The organism is Streptomyces sp. NPDC058525 (assembly GCF_042719495.1).
Classification (GTDB): Bacteria; Actinomycetota; Actinomycetes; order Streptomycetales; family Streptomycetaceae; genus Streptomyces.
In genome coordinates this window covers 24,121-40,798 of the sequence record NZ_JBHXNP010000086.1, presented here as the reverse complement: position 1 = coordinate 40,798, position 16,678 = coordinate 24,121, and the positions used below count along the sequence as shown (strand labels likewise).

General features: G+C 71.8%; 13 protein-coding genes. 5 read left to right on the top strand and 8 right to left on the bottom strand.

The window, feature by feature from the left end; genetic code table 11:
- Window positions 1-110 precede the first annotated feature (110 nt).
- Both ACFWP3_RS31430 and ACFWP3_RS31425 read right to left on the bottom strand, forming a co-directional pair.
- A complete protein-coding gene (locus ACFWP3_RS31430) occupies window positions 111-884 on the bottom strand; it encodes a hypothetical protein (protein WP_384227782.1) in 774 nt (257 codons plus the stop codon).
- 5 nt (window positions 885-889) lie between these two features.
- The gene (locus tag ACFWP3_RS31425) at window positions 890-1,498 is read right to left on the bottom strand and encodes a papain-like cysteine protease family protein (RefSeq protein ID WP_384227769.1); all 609 of its coding nucleotides are present in this window, start codon (window positions 1,496-1,498) and stop codon (window positions 890-892) included.
- Window positions 1,499-1,772: 274 nt separating this feature from the next.
- On the opposite strand from ACFWP3_RS31425, the gene ACFWP3_RS31420 reads away from it, so the two are divergent.
- Entirely contained in the window at window positions 1,773-2,735 is a 963-nt protein-coding gene (locus ACFWP3_RS31420) for a hypothetical protein (protein ID WP_384227779.1), read from the top strand.
- Between the two features lie 80 nt (window positions 2,736-2,815).
- Here ACFWP3_RS31420 and ACFWP3_RS31415 read toward each other — a convergent pair whose 3' ends face one another.
- Complete coding sequence (locus ACFWP3_RS31415) at window positions 2,816-3,247, bottom strand: Rieske (2Fe-2S) protein (RefSeq protein ID WP_384227767.1); 432 nt, start codon at window positions 3,245-3,247, stop codon at window positions 2,816-2,818.
- Between the two features lie 75 nt (window positions 3,248-3,322).
- On the opposite strand from ACFWP3_RS31415, the gene ACFWP3_RS31410 reads away from it, so the two are divergent.
- Window positions 3,323-4,237 (top strand): carbohydrate kinase, encoded by a 915-nt coding sequence (locus tag ACFWP3_RS31410; RefSeq protein ID WP_384227764.1) that lies wholly within the window; start codon window positions 3,323-3,325, stop codon window positions 4,235-4,237.
- A gap of 206 nt (window positions 4,238-4,443) precedes the next feature.
- Here ACFWP3_RS31410 and uvrA read toward each other — a convergent pair whose 3' ends face one another.
- A complete protein-coding gene (uvrA, locus tag ACFWP3_RS31405) occupies window positions 4,444-7,428 on the bottom strand; it encodes an excinuclease ABC subunit UvrA (protein WP_384227762.1) in 2,985 nt (994 codons plus the stop codon).
- Window positions 7,429-7,614: 186 nt separating this feature from the next.
- On the opposite strand from uvrA, the gene ACFWP3_RS31400 reads away from it, so the two are divergent.
- The 3 genes from ACFWP3_RS31400 to ACFWP3_RS31390 all read left to right on the top strand — a co-directional run bounded on the left by ACFWP3_RS31400 (window position 7,615) and on the right by ACFWP3_RS31390 (window position 10,445).
- Window positions 7,615-8,307 (top strand): maleylpyruvate isomerase family mycothiol-dependent enzyme, encoded by a 693-nt coding sequence (locus ACFWP3_RS31400; protein WP_384227759.1) that lies wholly within the window; start codon window positions 7,615-7,617, stop codon window positions 8,305-8,307.
- 9 nt (window positions 8,308-8,316) lie between these two features.
- Window positions 8,317-8,973 (top strand): MBL fold metallo-hydrolase, encoded by a 657-nt coding sequence (locus tag ACFWP3_RS31395; RefSeq protein ID WP_384227757.1) that lies wholly within the window; start codon window positions 8,317-8,319, stop codon window positions 8,971-8,973.
- Between the two features lie 149 nt (window positions 8,974-9,122).
- Window positions 9,123-10,445 carry an MFS transporter gene (locus ACFWP3_RS31390; protein WP_384227777.1) on the top strand — a complete coding sequence of 441 codons (1,323 nt, stop codon included), beginning with the start codon at window positions 9,123-9,125 and terminating at the stop codon, window positions 10,443-10,445.
- 13 nt (window positions 10,446-10,458) lie between these two features.
- On the opposite strand, the gene ACFWP3_RS31385 is transcribed toward ACFWP3_RS31390, so the two are convergent.
- From ACFWP3_RS31385 to uvrB, 4 genes are all read right to left on the bottom strand, one after another.
- Complete coding sequence (locus ACFWP3_RS31385) at window positions 10,459-11,442, bottom strand: TerC family protein (protein ID WP_384227754.1); 984 nt, start codon at window positions 11,440-11,442, stop codon at window positions 10,459-10,461.
- A gap of 269 nt (window positions 11,443-11,711) precedes the next feature.
- Window positions 11,712-13,691, bottom strand: coding sequence for a TerD family protein (locus tag ACFWP3_RS31380; RefSeq protein WP_384227752.1), 1,980 nt, complete (start codon window positions 13,689-13,691; stop codon window positions 11,712-11,714).
- Window positions 13,692-13,719: 28 nt separating this feature from the next.
- A complete protein-coding gene (locus tag ACFWP3_RS31375) occupies window positions 13,720-14,298 on the bottom strand; it encodes a TerD family protein (RefSeq protein WP_384227749.1) in 579 nt (192 codons plus the stop codon).
- A gap of 88 nt (window positions 14,299-14,386) precedes the next feature.
- Window positions 14,387-16,531: an excinuclease ABC subunit UvrB gene (uvrB, locus tag ACFWP3_RS31370; protein ID WP_384227747.1), complete on the bottom strand. Its 2,145-nt coding sequence runs from the start codon at window positions 16,529-16,531 to the stop codon at window positions 14,387-14,389.
- Window positions 16,532-16,678: the final 147 nt, after the last annotated feature.

Below are 16,678 nucleotides of genomic sequence, written 5' to 3'. Positions count from 1 at the left end.
TTTACACGCACACCACGGAATCCTCCATCTGCTATTGTATGGGGGCTCGGTGTTGTTTATATGAGTCTGGGGGGTGCGGGGCCCGGCCGGCGGGCCGGGCCCCGCGTTGGTCAGGCTTGCGGGGAGCGGCGGCGGCGTACGGCCACGGCTCCGAGCGCGGCGAGCGCAACGGTGCCGCCGGCCAGCCCCGCCACCGGCACGGCAGCCTCGGCGGCGGCTTCCGCGAACCCCCCGGCCACCCCGCCCTCGGCATAGGCGGAGCCCGGCAGCTTGTCCCCGTAGGCCTTCGTGACCCGCGCACGGTACGCACCGAGGCTCGTACCGCCCGCCCCCACGGCCCGCACCGCGTCCTCGTCGAGCGGCAGCACCCGGCCTCCCTGGGCCACGTACCATGCGTCGATCTGCGGTTCCCGGAACACGGTGCCGCCGGGCAGCTTCTCGGCGCCCAGCCTGGCGTAGCGGAACTCGTCGTCGCCGGTGGCGATGTTCACGACCTGCCAGCCCGCCTCCGTCCGCGCCGTCCACAGCGCGGCCCGCTGGCCGTCCGAGGAGACGGCCTCGCTGGCGAGGAACTCCAGGCGGGCGACGGGGGCCCCCGCCCTGCCCGCGACGAAGTCCGGGGAGAGGTAGTGCACCGCGACGGCCTCCCCCGCTATGCGGGGCTGCGCGGCCTCGAGCGAGACCTTCCCCTCGCGGGCGAAGAACCGGGAGACCGTGGCCAGGGTCTCCGGCGCGGCGGCCGCCCGCCCGGCCTCGGCCCGGGTCTCGGCCGTGGCGGCCTGCGGCTGTGGCACGGGCGCCGCGGCGGCCTGCGGCGCGAGGGCGAGGAGGGCGGCGGAGGCGGCGGCGAGGACCGCGGCGGCGGCGGAGGCGCGCAGGGTCATGGCGGTCACGCCCCGATCCGGTAGAGGGAGTGGGTCCAGGAGAAGGTGCTGTTGTCCACGTACCAGGCGTGCGAGGCCCAGTTGTACCGGTCGCTGGAGGGCCACGGGTCGCCCCAGTACACCCAGCTGCCGGCGGTGTCATAGCCGTAGATCACGTGCATGTGGCCGCCGCCGTTGGACCACTGGATCCGGGTCTCGATCGGGCGGTTGGCGTTGATCTCGGTCTGGACGGTGGAGTACTGGAGCCAGCCGTTCACGTACGAGCCGGCGTTGATGCCCGCCCAGCGCAGGCCCGTCTGGACGTTGCCGAGGGTGGCCTGGTTGTTCGGGCAGTCGTAGCCCTGCTGGCGGTTGAAGGCGGCGTTGCAGAACTGGTTCTGGGTGTAGTTGCGGCCGAACCAGGTGGCGATGGTGTTGCCGCCGGCTGCCCAGCACCAGTTGGTCTTCTGCTGTGCCTGCATGGTGATGTTCAGGCGCTTGTACGCGAGGGCGGAGTCGGTGTCGGTGTCGGCGGGGGCTGGGGCGGCGGTGGCGGTACCGGCGCCGAGGACCAGGGCGAACAGCAGGGCGGAGACGAAGGCGGCTGGGGAAAGCCGCCGGTTTCGGTGGCGCATCGCGTTCCTCCCGAAGCGGGGATGTGGGGGTGGAGGAGCGCGTCCGGACGCTGTGCAGGAGCATCAGGGTGTTGTCGCGATCAGGTCAACACGCTTCAATACGCGGTGACATCGCGGTGTGAACGGTGGGGCTGCCGTGTGAACGGTTGCTGCGGTGTCACCTGGTCCCCCGGAGCCACCGGCGCGATCCCCCGGGCCGGCGCGAGTGAACGTTCACAGAGGAGTCGCCATGCTGCCGACCGGCGACACGGCGGGCGCGGCGGGCATGGCTGGCATGGCCGCGGGCACCTCGGGCCCGGCGGGCGCCGCAGGCGCCACAGGCGCGACGGAGCTCGGGCGGCTGCTGCGCGGCGGCCCCTTCCACCTCGCCCTGCGCGCCGCCCTCGCCGCCCGCGGACTGCCCCTGCACCGGGTGCAGCACCGGCTCGCGGCCCGCGGCATCAAGGTCGGCGTCACCAGCCTCAGCTACTGGCAGCAGGGCGCCCGGCGGCCCCGGCACGCGGAGTCGCTGCGGGCCGTCACCGCCCTGGAGCAGATCCTGGAGCTGCCGGACGGCGCCCTCATCCGGCTGCTGGCCGCCCCCGAACCGGGACGCGGCCCCGCCCGCCCGGCCGCCCGCCCCTACCGGGCCCTGGTGAGCGTGGGCGCGGCGGTGGAACAGCTGCTGGCCTCGATGGAGCTGCCGCCCGACGGCGGACTGCACTCGGTGGGCCACCACGAGCGGGTCCGGATCGGGGCGGAGGGCGAGATGCGCACGCGCGAGTCGCAGCAGATCGTGCGCGCCCACCGCGACGGCGTCGACCGCTACCTCGCCATCCACCACGGCGATCCGGGCTGCGACACGTCCCGGATGGCGGTGACGGCGTACGAGAACTGCCGCACCGGGCGGGTCCGCAGCCAGCGGGAGGCCGGGGTGGTGGTCGCGGAGCTGCTCTTCGACGCCCGGCTGCGGCGCGGGGACACGTACGTCTTCGGCTACGGCATCGAGGACGGTACGGGCGCGCGCAGCGGGGAGTACGTGCGCGGGTTCAGCTACGCCGGCGGCCAGTACATGCTCCAGGTCCGCTTCGACGAGGCGGCCCTCCCGGTGCGCTGCCGCCGCTTCGCCCGGACCGGGCCGCAGGCCCCGCGCACCGGCCTCGCCGACCTCACGCCGAGCGGCCGGCACCGGGCGGTGCACCTGGTGGAGCAGTCGGTGCGGCGCGGGATCCTCGGGATCGCCTGGGACTGGGACTGAGCCGGGGACGGAGACGGGGACGGGGCCCGGGGACGGGGACGGGGGCCGGGGACGGAGCCCGGGGCCGGGGCCGTCGCGGGTCAGCCCGCGATGAGCCTGCCGTTCTCCGCCTTGACGGGGACGGCGGGCAGCGGGTCGGTGGCCGGGCCCTTCAGCACCTTGCCGGTGGCCACGTCGAAGCGGCTGCCGTGGCAGGGGCAGTTGCCCTCGCCCTCGACGATCTTGTCCAGTACGCAGCCGGCGTGCGTGCACTGCGCGCTGAACGCCTTGTACTCGCCCGCCGCCGGGCAGCTGACGATCAGCTTCCGTTCCCGGTACAGCTTCGCCCCGCCCACCGGAACCTCGGCCGCCGCCCCCAGCTCCACGGGGGCGGTGGGTGTCGCAGGGGTGTTGCCGCCGCTGTTGGTCTCGGTCGAGCAGGCCGCGAGGGCCGCTCCGGCGCCGGCTGCTCCCGCGAGCGCGGCGGCGCCCCGCAGGACGGTACGGCGGGCGGGAGACGGCGACGCGGGCATGGAACTCTCCTGGTGGAACGGGCCGGGCACGGTGCACCCGACGATACCGCCGTCCGATGGGGTAGCTTCCCCCGCGTGATCGTCGTCGGCGGAGAAGCCCTCATCGACCTGGTCCCCGTCGCGCGGCCGCCGGGCGCCCTGCTGCCGCGGCCGGGCGGCGGACCGTACAACACCGCGCTCGCGCTCGGGCGGCTGGGCGCCGAGGTGGCCTTCTGCTCGCGGGTCTCGGCGGACGGCTTCGGCGAGAGCCTGCTGGCCGGGCTCCGCGCGGCCGGGGTGGACCTGTCGCTGGTGCAGCGCGGGCCGGAGCCGACCACCCTCGCCGTGCCCTCGCTGGCCCCGGACGGCTCGGCCTCGTACGGCTTCTACGTCGAGGGCACCGCGGACCGCCTGTTCACCCTGCCGCCCGCCCTCCCCGAGTCCGTACGGGCCCTCGCGCTCGGGACCTGCTCGCTGGTCCTGGAGCCGGGCGCGAGCGCGTACGAGGCCCTGCTGCGCCGGGAGTCGCGGCGGGGGCTGCTGACCCTGCTGGACCCCAACATCCGGCCGGCGCTGATCGCGGACCCGGCGGCCTACCGCGCCCGGTTCCTGACGCGGCTGCTGCCCCACGCCTCCGTCCTCAAGCTGTCGGAGGAGGACGCGGCGTGGCTGGGCGGGCGGGTCTCCGACTGGCTCGCGGCGGGTCCGTCGGCGGTGGTGCTGACCCGGGGCGCGGCGGGGCTGACGGTGTGGACCCGGGAGGGCGAGGAGCACGCGGTGGCGGCCCGCGCGGTCGCGGTGGCGGACACGATCGGGGCGGGCGACACCGTCAACGCGGCCCTGCTGCACCGGCTTTCGGCCATGGACGACGGCCCGGTGGACTGGCCGGACGTCCTGGCCTACGCGGCCCACGCGGCAGCCCTGACCTGCACCCGCCCGGGCGCGGAACCCCCGTACGCCTCCGAACTCAACCCAGAGCAGCCACCAGGACCCGGCGCGCAGAAACCGTAGCTTCGCCGGGCCCCCGCGCCTCAAACTGCGACGAGGGCTGGAGGTGGCCGACATCAGCCCAATCCAGCCCCCGCCTGGGGTCCCCCCGGACGAAGTCTGGGGGAGTTTGAGGTGCGAGGGCCCGGGGGCAGAGCCCCCGTGCAGCGGCGCCGCACCCGGCGAAGGGGCCCGCACCAGCCGGACCCCCACGCCGCACGCAGCCCGCGCTACGCCTTGCGCGCCCGCGACGCCGTCGTCTTTTTGGCCGGGGCGGCAGCCTTCTTCGCGGCGGCCTTCTTGGCGACGGCCTTCTTCGCCACCGCCTTCTTCCCGGCCGCGGCCCGCGCCGGCACCGCCCCGTCCGAGACCCGGTCCGCGCCCAGGATGTCCCGCAGGAACTTGCCCGTGTGGCTCGCCCCCACCGACGCGACCTGCTCCGGCGTGCCCTCGGCCACCACCAGGCCGCCGCCGTAGCCGCCCTCGGGGCCCATGTCGATGACCCAGTCGGCGGTCTTGATGACGTCCAGGTTGTGCTCGATGACGATCACCGAGTTCCCCTTGTCCACCAGCCCCGACAGCACCTTGATCAGCTTCGAGATGTCCTCGAAGTGCAGACCGGTCGTCGGCTCGTCCAGCACGTACACCGTCCGGCCCGTCGACCGCTTCTGCAGCTCCGACGCCAGCTTCACGCGCTGCGCCTCACCGCCCGACAGCGTCGGCGCCGACTGGCCGAGCCGGACGTACCCCAGCCCCACCTCGTTCAGCGTCCGCAGGTGCCTCGAGATCGTCGGCACCGCTTCGAAGAAGTCCAGCGCCTCCTCGATCGGCATGTTGAGGACCTCGGCGATGGACTTGCCCTTGTAGTGGACCTCCAGCGTCTCCCGGTTGTACCGGTCGCCGTGGCAGACCTCGCACGGGACGTACACGTCCGGCAGGAAGTTCATCTCGATCTTGATCGTGCCGTCGCCGGAGCAGTTCTCGCACCGGCCGCCCTTCACGTTGAAGGAGAAGCGGCCCGGCAGGTAGCCGCGCACCTTCGCCTCCATGGTCTCCGCGAACAGCTTGCGCACGTGGTCGAAGACGCCGGTGTACGTGGCCGGATTCGACCTCGGGGTCCGGCCGATGGGCGACTGGTCGACGTGCACGACCTTGTCGACGAGGTCGTCGCCGTCCACCCGGGTGTGCCGTCCCGGCACCGAGCGGGCGCCGTTCAGCTCGCGGGCCAGGTGCGTGTAGAGGATGTCGTTGACCAGCGTCGACTTCCCGGAGCCCGAGACACCGGTCACGGCCGTGAGCACGCCCAGCGGGAAGGCGACGTCGATGTCCTGGAGGTTGTTCTCCTTGGCACCGTGGACGGTCAGCTTCCGCTCGCCGTTCACGGGACGGCGTACGTCCGGGATCGCGATGGAGCGCTTGCCCGACAGATACTGGCCGGTCATCGATTCGGTGTTGTTGAGCAGTTCCTTCAGCGAACCGCTGTGCACCACCTTGCCGCCGTGCTCACCCGCGCCGGGGCCGATGTCGACGACCCAGTCGGCCACCTTGATGGTGTCCTCGTCGTGCTCGACGACGATGAGCGTGTTGCCCATGTCCCGCAGCCGCACCAGCGTCTCGATCAGCCGGTGGTTGTCCCGCTGGTGCAGGCCGATGGAGGGCTCGTCCAGCACGTACAGCACACCGACGAGACCGGAGCCGATCTGCGTGGCGAGGCGGATGCGCTGGGCCTCGCCGCCCGAGAGGGTGCCGGCGGCGCGGTTCAGCGAGAGGTAGTCCAGGCCGACGTCGACCAGGAAGCGGAGCCGCTCGTTGACCTCCTTGAGGACCCGCTCGGCGATCTTCTTGTCGCGGGTGTCGAGCCGCATCCGGCCGAGGAAGTCCGCGCACTCGCTGATCGACATGGCCGCGACCTCGGCGATGGACTTCTCCATCACCGTCACGGCGAGCACGATCGGCTTGAGCCGGGTGCCCTCACAGGTCGGGCAGGGCACCTCGCGCATGTAGCCCTCGAAGCGCTCGCGGCTGGCGTCGCTCTCGGACTCGGCGTGCCGGCGCTTGACGAACGGCACCGCGCCCTCGAAGGCCGTGGTGTACGCCCGCTCCCGCCCGTACCGGTTGCGGTAGCGGACCTCGATCTGCGTCTTGTGCCCGTACAGCAGGGCCTTCTTCGCGCGCTGCGGCAGCCCGGCCCACGGGATGTCCGTACGGAAGCCCAGCTCCCCGGCCAGGGCGCCGATCAGCCGCTGGAAGTAGTCCTTGGTGTGACCGAGAGACCACGGGGAGACCGCGCCCTCGTCCAGGGACTTCTCCTCGTCCGGGACGATCAGCTCCGGGTCCACCTCCATGCGCGTGCCGATGCCCGTGCACTCCGGGCAGGCGCCGAAGGGCGAGTTGAAGGAGAAGGAGCGCGGTTCCAGCTCCTCGAAGGAGAGGTCGTCGTACGGGCAGTAGAGGTGCTCGGAGTACATCCGCTCACGCTCGGGGTCGTCCTCGGCGAGGTCGACGAAGTCGAGGATGACCATGCCGCCGGAGAGGCCGAGGGCGGTCTCCACCGAGTCGGTGAGCCGGCGCTTGGCGCTGTCCTTGACGGTGAGGCGGTCGATGACCACCTCGATGGTGTGCTTCTCCTGCTTCTTCAGCGTGGGCGGCTCGGAGAGCTGGATCGTCTCCCCGTCCACCCGGGCCCGACTGTAGCCCTTGGTCTGCAGGTCGGCGAAGAGGTCGACGAACTCGCCCTTGCGCTCGCGCACCAGCGGCGAGAGCACCTGGAAGCGGCTGCCCTCGGGGAGCGCGAGGACCTTGTCGACGATGGCCTGCGGGGACTGGCGCGAGATGGGGCGCCGGCACTCGGGGCAGTGCGGCTTGCCGATGCGGGCGAAGAGGAGGCGGAGGTAGTCGTAGACCTCGGTGATGGTGCCCACGGTCGAGCGCGGGTTGCGCGAGGTCGACTTCTGGTCGATCGAGACGGCCGGGGAGAGCCCCTCGATGAAGTCGACGTCGGGCTTGTCCATCTGCCCGAGGAACTGGCGGGCGTACGACGAGAGCGACTCGACGTAGCGGCGCTGGCCCTCGGCGAAGATCGTGTCGAAGGCCAGGGAGGACTTGCCCGACCCGGAGAGTCCGGTGAAGACGATGAGTGAGTCGCGGGGCAGGTCGAGCGAGACGTTCTTGAGGTTGTGCTCGCGAGCGCCACGAACGATGAGACGGTCGGTCACGCCGGTCCGCACCTTTCTTGAGAGAGCGGGGGCACGGGCCCCCGTCCCAGGGTATGGGGGGCGCCACTGCGGTGGAGTTGGAGTCTGACTTCCGAGCGTATAGCACGCACATTCGATTTACGGCACTCCGCAGATCGCTTCACCCGATCGTGTGGCCGGGACCCGCGGAGCACTAGGCTCGCCCTCATGACTGATCATGTGCACGACCTGCGATCTGTACGTGAAGCGACGGACCGACTGCTGACCGCGGTCACGAAGCTGGACAACGCCGCGCTCGCCGAGGAGTCACACCTCCCCGGCTGGAGCCGCGGCCACATCCTGGCCCACCTCGCGCGCAACGCGGACGCCCTCGTCAACGTCTTCGAGGGGCGCCCCATGTACGAGAGCGCCGAGGCGCGCGACGCGGACATCGAACGCGACGCCGGCCGGCCCTTGGAAGAACACCTGGCGGACCTCCGTGATTCCGGGGCCCGCTTCCTCGCCACCACCGAGCACGACCAGGACTGGGCCCGCACCGTCGAGCTGCGGGGCGGCGTCACGGACCTCGCCTCCAACGTGCCGTTCCGCCGCCTCGTCGAGGTCGCCCTGCACCACGTCGACCTGAACATCGGCTACGAGCTCTCCGACCTCCCGGCGGAGTTCACCGCCCGCGAGATCGCCTTCCTCGCCGACCGCTGGTCCGGACGCCCGGAGGTCCCGCCGGTCACCCTGCGCACCGCGGCCGGCGCGGTCTGGCACACCGGCGGCACGGAGGGGACCCCCGTGGTCCTCGAGGGCCCCGAGGACGAGCTGCTCGGCTGGCTGGCCGGGCGCGGTCCGCGCGGCGCCCGTCTGTCCGTCGTGGCCGGTGACGGCCTGCCCGCCCTCCCGCCGCTCTAGGATCAGGACATGACGTACACCGGAGAGGTCAAGGTCGGCGGTCCGGCCGACGTGCACGAACTCGCGGACCTGATGATTTCCAAGGTCGCGGTGGGCCCCATGAACAACAACGCCTACCTGCTGCGCTGCCGTGCCACCGACGAGCAGCTGCTGATCGACGCGGCCGCGGACGCGGCCGCGCTGCTGAGCCTGATCGGCGGCGACGGCATCAAGTCCGTCGTCACCACCCACCAGCACGGCGACCACTGGGGCGCGCTCCAGGCCGTGGTCGAGGCGACGGGCGCGACCACCTACGCCGGCGCCTACGACGCCGAGGGCATCCCGGTGGCCACCGACGTCCCGGTGGCGGACGGGGACACCGTGCGCGTCGGGCGGGTCGAGCTCACCGCGCGGCACCTGGTCGGGCACACCCCCGGCTCGATCGCCCTGATCTACGACGACCCGCACGGTCACCCGCACGTCTTCACCGGCGACTGCCTCTTCCCGGGCGGCGTCGGGAACACCTGGGACGACCCGAAGGCCTTCGCGAGCCTGATCGACGACGTCCAGCACAAGATCTTCGACCGGCTGCCGGACGAGACCTGGATCTACCCGGGCCACGGCAACGACACCACCCTGGGCGCCGAGCGCCCGCACCTGGCCGAGTGGCGCGAACGCGGCTGGTAGGTCCGCAATCCGTCAACTTCGCGACGCGGGGCACCCCTTCCGGTCGATGATGGCCGAACGCACGTCCCGAGGGCCGGGGAGGGGGTATCTGCTGCACCATGCAACAAGAGCCCTCCCCGTCCCCCACCGCGTCCCGTCCCGCCCCCTCGATGCTGCGGCTGGCCTCGGCCTCCCTCGCCGGAACCGCCATCGAGTTCTACGACTTCTTCGTGTACGGCACGGCCGCCGCCCTCGTGCTCGGCCCGCTCTTCTTCCCGTCCTTCTCCCCGCTCGCCGGGACCCTCGCCGCGTTCGGCACCTTCGGCGTCGGCTTCCTCGCCCGCCCGCTCGGCTCGGCGATTTTCGGCCACATCGGCGACCGCTACGGGCGGCGTCCGGTGCTCCTCGCCTCCCTGCTCCTGACCGGCCTCGCCACCGTCGCCGTCGGCTGCGTGCCGACGTACGACTCCATCGGCGTGGCCGCACCGGCGCTGCTGGTCCTGCTGCGCTTCCTGCAGGGCCTCGGGCTCGGCGGTGAATGGGGCGGCGCCGTCCTGCTGACCGCCGAGCACGCTCCCGAGCGGCGGCGCGGCCTGTGGTCGAGCTTCCCGCAGATCGGTCCGCCGGTGGGCTTCCTGCTGGCCAACGGCATCGTCCTCGCGCTGTCGGCGACCCTGACCGACGCCCAGTTCACCTCGTGGGGCTGGCGGGTCCCGTTCTGGGCGGCCGGTGTGCTGGCCCTGGCGGGGCTGTGGCTGCGCCACTCGGTGGAGGAGACCCCGCAGTTCCGGGAGCTGGCCGAGAGCGGCCGGCGCGCGGACGCCCCGCTGGCGGAGGTGGTCCGCGGCCACTGGCGGCTGCTCCTGCTGACCGGCGGGGCGCTGGCCGTGGGGTACGCGGTCTTCTACGCGGTCACCACCTGGTCCCTGGCGTACGCGACCGAGTACCTCGGCATGGGCCGTACGACGGTGCTGGCGTGCATCATGGGCGCCGTCGCGCTGATGGGCGTGGTGACTCCGCCGCTGGCGGTGCTCGGCGACCGGTACGGGCGGCGGCCGCTGTGCCTGGCCGGGTCGGCGGCCTGCGTGGTGTGGATGTTCCCGATGGTGGCCCTGCTGGGCACGGCCGACCCGCTGCTGATGACGCTGGGCTTCGTCGGGGCGCTGCTGGGCATGGTGACGATGTTCGCGGTGGTGGGCGCGTACCTGCCCGAGCTGTACGCCCCGCGGATCCGCTGTACGGGCGCGGCCGTGGGCTACAACCTGGGCGGGGTGCTGGGCGGGGCGCTGACCCCGATCGTGGCGACGGCGCTCGCGGACGGCTCCGGTCCGCAGTGGGGTGTGGCCGTGTACCTGAGCGCGATCGCCCTGGTCAGCCTGGCCTGCTTCGCGCTGCTTCCGGAGACCGGCCCGGCCGTCGTGCGGCCGCGGTCGGAGGCCGGGGCGGCCGCGGGCACGGAAACGGGGGCGGCCGAAGCGGCCGCCCCCGTGTAGTCCCTCAGGACCGTCAGGCGTCGATGCTCTCCGGGCGGGCGGCGGCCTCGGCCGCCGCCTGCTTCTTCGAGGCGATCAGGCTGGTGATCGTGGTGATGACCAGGACACCGCAGATGACGCCCAGGGAGACCGGGATCGAGATGACCGGGACGTGCAGTCCGGACTCGTGGAGGGCGTGCAGCACGAGCTTGACGCCGATGAAGCCCAGGATGATCGACAGGCCGTAGCTGAGGTGGACCAGCTTCTTGAGCAGGCCGCCGATCAGGAAGTACAGCTGGCGCAGACCCATCAGGGCGAAGGCGTTGGCGGTGAAGACGATGTACGGGTCCTGCGTGAGGCCGAAGATCGCGGGGATGGAGTCCAGCGCGAACAGCACGTCGGTGGTGCCGATGGCGAGCATGACGACCATCAGCGGGGTCAGGACGCGCTTGCCGTTGCTCTGGATGAAGAGCTTGGTGCCGTGGTACCGGTCGGCGACGCCGAACTTCTTCTCGACGGACTTGAGCAGGCGGTTCTCCTCGAACTCGTCCTCCTCCTCACCCTTGCGGGCCTCCTGGATCAGCTTCCACGCGGTGTAGATCAGGAACGCGCCGAAGATGTAGAAGACCCAGGAGAAGCTGGCGATGATCGCCGCGCCGGCCGCGATGAAGACCGCGCGGAGCACCAGGGCGATCAGTACGCCCACGAGCAGGACGCGCTGCTGGAGGTGCGAGGGCACCGAGAACTTCGCCATGATCAGGACGAAGACGAAGAGGTTGTCCACGCTCAGGGACTTCTCGGTGATGAAGCCCGCGAAGAACTCCTGCGAGGCCTGGCCGTTCCCGAAGAACCACAGGCCGAGGCCGAAGAGCGCGGCGAGGACGATCCAGACGATCGTCCAGGTACCGGCTTCCTTGATCGATACGTCGTGGGGTTTGCGGCCGATGAAGAAATCGGCGCCGATGAGAAGGGTCAGACCGAGAATGGTCAGGGCCCACAGGGTCCAGGAAACTTCCACGTAAACACGCCTCCGGCGGATGGCTCAGCACTTCGTCAGCGTCATCGCTGCCGGAGGTCTCTTCCACCCGGGCGGCCTGGAGGCCGTGGGCCGACGCCCCGGGACCGACTGCTCACTGATGACCGCAGTGGTCCGTATTGACGGGTACGCCGTAGCTGGAAAGCAGGAATACTCCCCTCCGCACGCACCAGGGTACCTGGCTCCGGCACACAAGGTAAAGGGAGTCCCAAGAAGAGGTCAGCGGCAGGTCATCTACCTGCCGCCGAGCCTCACGGGCGGGCGCGCCGCCGGGCCTCCGCCACCCGCTCCAGCGCCTGGTCGAGGACCGCGCTGCCCTGCGGGGGCAGGTCCGGGGCGAAGGTCCAGGCGTGGTGAACCCAGGGGTCGGCGAGGTGGTTGTCCGGCACCGGCGACAGGCGCATGAGCGAGCGCCACAGCGGGTCCAGCAGCGGCCCGTAGGCCGAGGCCTCGTCGCGGTCCGCGACCATCAGCAGGTGCACGCCGACCGACGGACCCTCGTCGGCGAGGTAGCGCAGCTGGGTGACGGCCCGGTCGTCGAAGCCGTGCGGGAAGTCGTGCACGAGGAGCAGCTGGTCGGCCGTGTCCACGTCCGGCGGCAGGTCCTCGGGAGCCCCGGCCCGCAGCGCCATCTGTACGAGGTCCACCCGCTTGGTCAGCCGTGCCAGCGTGTCGGTGACCCCGACGGCCCCCGCGGCGGGCGGCCCGGCCAGCACCCCGGCGCGTACGAGGGGCGCCAGGGAGGCTGCTCCGGCTCCGGCCGCGTCGATGACGTGGACGGTGAACCGGTCGGCCGGGTGGACCGCGAGCAGCCGTACCGCGTGCGCGACGGCCATGTCCATGGCGGCCCGGCGCAGCCCGTCGGTGTCCATGGCCATCGCGGCCTCGGAACCGGTGCGGCCGTTGTCGATCCACAGGCCGCGCTCCAGCGGGAGCTTCATCAGCATGGGGACGCGCAGGTCGGGGCGCTCGGGCAGGTACAGATCGCCCAGGCGCAGGGCCAGCGGGTTCTCCTCGGGCAGCGCGGCGGACCGGCCGCCGTGCCAGACCGGGTTGTCCCAGCGGGCGTACGCGGCGGGCAGCGCGGGCTCGACCACCTCCGACTCGGCGACCAGCTGGGCGAGGTCCCGGTCGAGGACGGCCCGGGCCTGCGCGACGAGCTCCTCGCGGCGCGCCCGGGCGGTGTCGCGGGCGGCGTTCCCGGAGCCTCCGAGGCGGTGGCGGGGGTCGGACAGGGCTTCGTCGAGCTCGCGGTCCATGCGGTTGTCGGCGAACTCGACGGCGCTGCGGTAGGCGGCGACCGTGCGGGCCAGGTCCTCGAACATGCCCCAGACCTGGTTGTAGAGCCGCTCCTCCATGGACCAGCCGCCGGCGTCGCCGGCGACGGGCCTCGGCGGCTGCCCGGGCTCCGGCGCCGGGGCGGAGCGCGGCGCGGGCTCGGGGGGCTCGGTGGCGGCGGGGCGGCGCCGCGGGTGGGAGTAGCTGATCGTGGTGTCGGCCGAGGTCACGGGCGTCGCAGCGGAGCCGGACGTGGGTGCGGGGCCGGGCGTCGCAGCGGAGCCGGACGCGGGTGCGGAGCCGGACGTGGGTGCCGGGCCGGGCGTGCCCGCGTACGGGGTTCCGGAGACCGGGGTCGCGGGGGGCGCCGGGTCGGGTGCGACCGGGACCGGGTCGGGCGCGACCGGCGCAGCGACGCAGGCGTGCACCCGCGCGGCCAGCTCGGCGGCGGCGGGGGCGGTGAGCCCCTGGTCGGTGAAGAGGGCGGTGAGCCCGTCGGCGTACCCCTGGCCGACGGCGCGGACCTTCCAGGCTCCCTGGCGGCGGTAGAGCTCGACGGCCACGACCGCGGACTCGCCCTCCAGCCCGGTCAGGGTGTACTCGGCGAGCCCGGTGCCGTTCATGTCCGTGACGGCGACGTGCGAGGCCGCGACGGCGCCGAAGCGGCCCGGGCCGCCCGGGGGCAGGGAGAGCAGGACGCCGACGCGGTGCACCTCATCGGCGACCGCGTCGAGGTCGACGGCGAACCGGTGCCGGTCCGCGGACCCGCCGGGCACCTCGACCCCCGGAAGCTCGCTCGCACCCGGGTGCGCGATCCCTTCCGGGCCGGTCACGGCGCCCCGCTCGTCTCCGAGCGAGGCCAGGGCGAGCACCGGTGTGCCCGCCGAGACCGTGATCCGCACCCGGCGTTCGGACAGGGCATGGTTCTGCCCCCGGACCAGTTCGGCCGCCATCGTCCCGTCTCCCCCCGATCTTCTTCGCTTACAGGTGCGGCAGGATCGCCGGCATCAGGTCCTGGAACGTCCGGCCATTGGCCGGGTTGCCGATGGCCGTCATCTGCCAGCCCGAGCCCGCACGGGACACCTTCGCCATGATCTGCGCGGTGTACTGGCCGCCGCCGTCGAGGGTGTAGCGGGCCAGCTCCTGGCCGTTGGTCTCGTCGACGATGCGGCAGAACGCGTTCTGCACCTCCTGGAACGTCTGGCCGGTGAACGAGTTCACCGTGAAGACGATCTGGTCGATGTGCACCGGAACCCGCTGGAGGTCGACGAGGATGGCCTCGTCGTCCCCGCCCTGGCCGACGCCGCCGACGAGGTTGTCACCGGTGTGCCGGACCGAGCCGTCGTCGCTCTGCAGGTGCCGGAAGAAGACGACGTCCACCGGCTGCTTGTCGGCGAAGAGCACCGCCGACGCGTCCAGGTCGATCTCCCGGGTCCGCGAGCCGAACAGCCCGCGGCGCTTGGCCGCCTGCCAGCCGAGGCCCATGCGGACCGCGGTCAGCTTGCCCCCGTCCGCCTTCTGCAGACTGATGGCCTGACCCTTGGTCATGTTGACCGTCACGCGCTGTCCCCTCTCCATAGCCCGCCCCTACAACGGGAGCGCAGCGTGTACCTGCGGCTGAGACCCAACCCTACTGACAGGCTCCGGGTCAGGCGAGGCCCGCTTCCTTCATCTGACGCAGCTCCTTCTTCAGCTCGCCCACCTCGTCCCTGATCCGGGCCGCGACCTCGAACTGCAACTCCGCGGCCGCCGCGCGCATCCGTTCGGTCATCTCTTCGATGATCGAGGCCAGTTCCGCGGCGGGCCGGTCGGTGGGCACCGCGCCCGCCTTGGCGCCCTTCGCGCCCTTCCCCGCCTTGGCCCCGGCCGCCTTGCCGCCCAGCGCGGGGACCGGTGCCTTGGCGGCCTTGCCGTCCTTGGCCTGGCGGTATCCGGTGCCGAGGAGCTCCTCGGTGTCCAGTTCCTCGCGGGCGATGGTGGCGACGATGTCGTTGATCTTCTTGCGCAGCGGCTGCGGGTCGATGCCGTTGGCGGTGTTGTAGGCGACCTGCTTCTCGCGGCGGCGGTTCGTCTCGTCGATCGCCTGCGCCATGGCCGGCGTGATGCTGTCCGCGTACATGTGGACCTGGCCGGAGACGTTGCGCGCCGCGCGGCCGATGGTCTGGATCAGCGAGGTGCCGGAGCGCAGGAAGCCCTGCTTGTCGGCGTCGAGGATCGCCACCAGCGACACCTCGGGCAGGTCGAGCCCCTCGCGCAGCAGGTTGATGCCGACCAGGACGTCGAACTCGCCGGAGCGCAGTTCGCGCAGCAGCTCGATGCGGCGCAGGGTGTCCACGTCGCTGTGCAGGTAGCGGACCTGGATGCCGAGCTCCAGGAAGTAGTCCGTGAGGTCCTCGGCCATCTTCTTGGTGAGGGTGGTGACCAGGATCCGCTCGTCCTTCTCGACCCGCCGGCGGATCTCGTGCACCAGGTCGTCGATCTGGCCCTCGGTGGGCTTGACCACGACCTCGGGGTCGATGAGGCCGGTGGGGCGGATGATCTGCTCGACGAAGCCGTCGCCGCGCGAGAGCTCGTACTTGCCGGGGGTGGCCGACAGGTAGACGGTCTGGCCGATCCGCTCCTGGAACTCCTCCCACTTCAGCGGCCGGTTGTCGAGGGCGGACGGCAGCCGGAACCCGTGGTCGACCAGGGTCCGCTTGCGCGAGGCGTCGCCCTCGTACATGGCGCCGATCTGCGGCACGGTGACGTGCGACTCGTCGATGACCAGGAGGAAGTCCTCCGGGAAGTAGTCGATGAGGGTGTTGGGCGCGGAACCCGGCTCGCGGTCGTCCATGTGCAGCGAGTAGTTCTCGATGCCGGAGCAGGACCCGATCTGGCGCATCATCTCCAGGTCGTAGGTGGTGCGCATGCGCAGCCGCTGCGCCTCCAGCATCTTGCCCTGCTTCTCCAGCTCGGCGAGGCGCGCGGCCAGCTCGGTCTCGATGCCGCGGACCGCCTTCTCCATGCGCTCGGGGCCCGCGACGTAGTGGCTGGCGGGGAATACGTACAGCTCGCGGTCCTCGCTGATGACCTCGCCGGTCAGCGGGTGGAGCGTGGACAGGGCCTCGATCTCGTCGCCGAACATCTCGATGCGGACGGCCAGTTCCTCGTAGACCGGGAAGATCTCGATGGTGTCGCCGCGCACCCGGAAGGTGCCGCGGGTGAAGGCCACGTCGTTGCGCGTGTACTGGATGTCGACGAAGCGGCGCAGCAGCTGGTCCCGGTCGGTCTCCTCGCCCACCTTCAGGGAGACCATGCGGTCGACGTACTCCTGCGGGGTACCGAGGCCGTAGATGCAGGACACGGAGGCGACGACGATCACGTCGCGCCGGGTCAGCAGCGAGTTGGTCGCGGAGTGGCGCAGCCGCTCGACCTCCTCGTTGATCGAGGAGTCCTTCTCGATGTAGGTGTCCGACTGCGGAACGTAGGCCTCGGGCTGGTAGTAGTCGTAGTACGAGACGAAGTACTCGACGGCGTTGTTCGGCAGGAGCTCGCGGAACTCGTTCGCCAGCTGGGCGGCGAGGGTCTTGTTCGGCGCCATGACCAGGGTGGGGCGCTGAAGCTTCTCGATCATCCAGGCGGTGGTCGCCGACTTGCCGGTGCCGGTCGCACCCAGCAGGACGACATCCTTCTCACCTGCGCGGATGCGCTTCTCCAGCTCGGCGATGGCCGCCGGCTGGTCGCCGCTGGGCTGGTAGGAGCTGACGACCTCGAAAGGCGCCACCGTGCGTTCGATCTTCGATACGGGCCGCATGGGTCAACCGTACGACCCCCCACTGACACTCACGCATCCGCGCGCGGACGCGCGGCGCGCCCGGCCGGACCGTCCTCACACGTTCTGGTCCGTTTGTCGTAGTTCGGTGGCGGCTCGGTGATCTTCAACCCCATGATCGCGGTGAAG